The 2,643-nt window shown below is 38.9% G+C and carries 3 protein-coding genes; all 3 read right to left on the reverse strand.

The features are described from left to right. A partial coding sequence (locus ELQ35_RS21465) for a hypothetical protein (protein WP_126867224.1) occupies positions 1-189 on the reverse strand: 189 nt, incomplete at its 3' end. Between the two features lies 1 nt (position 190). Next, positions 191-940 (reverse strand): IS21-like element helper ATPase IstB, encoded by a 750-nt coding sequence (gene istB, locus ELQ35_RS21470; protein ID WP_126867225.1) that lies wholly within the window; start codon positions 938-940, stop codon positions 191-193. Then, a complete protein-coding gene (gene istA / locus ELQ35_RS21475) occupies positions 930-2,492 on the reverse strand; it encodes an IS21 family transposase (protein WP_126867226.1) in 1,563 nt (520 codons plus the stop codon). The genes istB and istA overlap by 11 nt, the downstream gene beginning before the upstream one ends. Positions 2,493-2,643 lie beyond the last annotated feature (151 nt).

Here is a 2,643-nt window from a genome sequence, read left to right on the forward strand (position 1 = left end):
CTCCATGATTATTTTTCTCGATCCCTCATAAATATCCTGCTCAGTCCAGTTCCAGGGAAAAGGTTCCGTTTCATAGACATCTAATAGTTTTGCCTTTAGTTCCTCAGGGAACGGGCACCAGTGCTTATACCCAGCCTTGTAATAATAATCCTCTATTTTCTTTAAGTCTTCTCCCGTCATAATAGCCATATCAAGCTTGTCCACCTAATCCATGACGCTCTCGCATGGATATTTCTCCATCTATCAAAACTTGATAGGAGTCATGGACAATGCGGTCTAAAATTGCGTCAGCTAAAGTACCTTCTCCAATCTTTTCGTGCCACCCTCTAGGGTCAAATTGGGAACAAAATATTGTAGAACCTTGTTGGTGTCTAGCTTCTACAATCTCCAAAAGATCCCTTGCTTCACTTTCCCTTAATGGGGTAAGAAGCCATTCATCAAGGATAAGTAAATCGACTTTTTTATATTTTTTCACTACCTTGCGGTATACACCTTCTCCTCTTGCGATAGAGAGTTCATCTAATAAATCTGGCAATCTAGTATATTGAACTTTGTATAATTGGCGACATGCTGCAATGCCAAATGCACAAGCTAGATATGTCTTTCCATTTCCTGAAGCCCCTTTAAGAATGATATTATGGCGGTCCTCAATATATTGTCCAGAGGCTAAGCGAAGAATCTGTGACTTATCTAACTTTCTATCTGAGTGATATTCGATATCTTCTATAGAAGCCTGTGTGTCACGCAATTCCGCAGTTTTAATTAAACGTTCTAGTTTGTTATTTTGTCTGCGGGACCATTCTAAATCAACAAGTATTCCAAAACGGTCTTCAAAAGATAATTCTTGATAATCAGGGTTTTTTAACTGTTCTACATATTTCTCTGCCATGGCAGACATTCTCATTTCGTTTAATTTAGTTAATGTGCTTTCATTTGTCATTATTCTTACCTCCATAATATTCGGCTCCACGAGTGAAACCATAATCATTTGTCTGCTTTTCCTTTTTAGAATCTTTTGCTTCTTTCAATTCTGATAGTTTATCTTGTCCAGTCTTTAATATCGTTTGTATACTTTTAAGTGTAGGTCTTGGAGTATAAGATAGCGCTCTTTCACACGCTTTTTCAACACGCTCAATAGAATGCCTATCTGATAGTTTTATTAATCCTAGACAGGATTTCAGGGCTTGTTTTTCCACTTTATAAGAAGCTAGTATACTCTTAACCGTGGCTAGTGTACTCTCACCTGCAGAGGATGCCCAATCCAAAACATAATCTTTATTGAATTCAAGAAATTGTTTGTGTTCCTTTGGCATATGATCCGGAATAGTAATTGACTGTCCAGGTTTACCAGTGAGTTTTTTATGGGAGGCAATTCGAAAATTTTTATAAAAAACCTCCACAATGGTTCGCGTTACACGAACATCTACACGACGTTGTATATAGTCATAAGGAACAGAATAAGACATATTGTCTGCAGTTATGTGATAATCATATTGTACGGTTGCCTTCAGCCAAGTGGCCATCTCGTACGGGGAAACAGGCAACGGCATTAGCGCAAACTTTTCTTCTTCAGTAAAGGCTGTGAGCCTGTTCCCTTTTTTCTTTTGAAATGGTTTTGTATTAAATTCTTGAAGCTTCTCTTTAATAGCTTCATTTAGTTCCGCCAGAGAGAAAAATTTCTGGTTTCGAAGTGAAGCAATAATCCAAGTTGATATATCTCCAACTGCCCCTTCAGCACTCGGTTTATCCTTCGGATGACGGACACGTGCAGGAATAATCGTTGTTTGATAATGTTCAGCCATCTCTTGATAGGTTGGATTAATGATAGGCTCAGATCGGGAGGTTTTAATTACCCCAGTCTTTAAATTATCAGGAACAATAATCCGTGGTACACCACCAAAAAACTGTAGGGCATGAATGTGAGCTGTAATCCAATTTTCGGTGTCCATAGATAGGAATCCCTCTACATAAGCGTATTGACTACACGACAGGGCAGAGACGAATATATAGACAGGAATATCTTCCCCAGTCAAATTATCTGTCAGACTCATAGTTTGTCCGGCCCAATCCACTTCCAGCTGTTCGCCTGGCTTACGTTTAATTCGCATAGTTGCTTTTGTTTTCCTAGCGTAATCATGATAGAAACGACAAAATTGCCTATAACTGTAGGGGATTTCATAACTTGCCCTACAACTTAAGCAATACTCATCCCATAAGAGAGCTAAGTTCACCCCTGGCTTAGCTAATTCCTTATGGATGTGTTCACAATCTGGTTTTCTCCTGAAATTAGATGCTTCATGCTTTTCAGGAAAAAGAAGTTCTTGAAGATCACTATCTGTCATATCCTCCTCGAATGGCCAAGAAATATTTAACGTTTGAGCCCTTTTAATCACCTCTCTAATCGTATTTCTCGAGTTGGCACAACTAGAAGCAATCCCCCTTTGACTTACTCCTTGGGAATGCAGCCTAAGGATTTCTCGATATTTAACCACAAAAAAACCCTCCTATATAATAGATTTGCACAACATAGTGCAATTCCATTATATAGGAGGGTGGTCCTTTGCTTGGCAGAGATGGGTCTGAAATATGTCCTAAATGGTATAAAAACATGGCAAAGGCGGGTCTATTGGGTGGCAATATTCA

The organism is Peribacillus cavernae, assembly GCF_003989135.1.
GTDB classification, from domain to species: domain Bacteria; phylum Bacillota; class Bacilli; order Bacillales; family DSM-1321; genus Peribacillus; species Peribacillus cavernae.

What these genes read in the sequence shown, in the direction of transcription:
- istB (WP_126867225.1), bottom strand. Translation starts at nt 940, where the DNA reads ATGACAAATGAAAGCACATTAACTAAATTAAACGAAATGAGAATGTCT.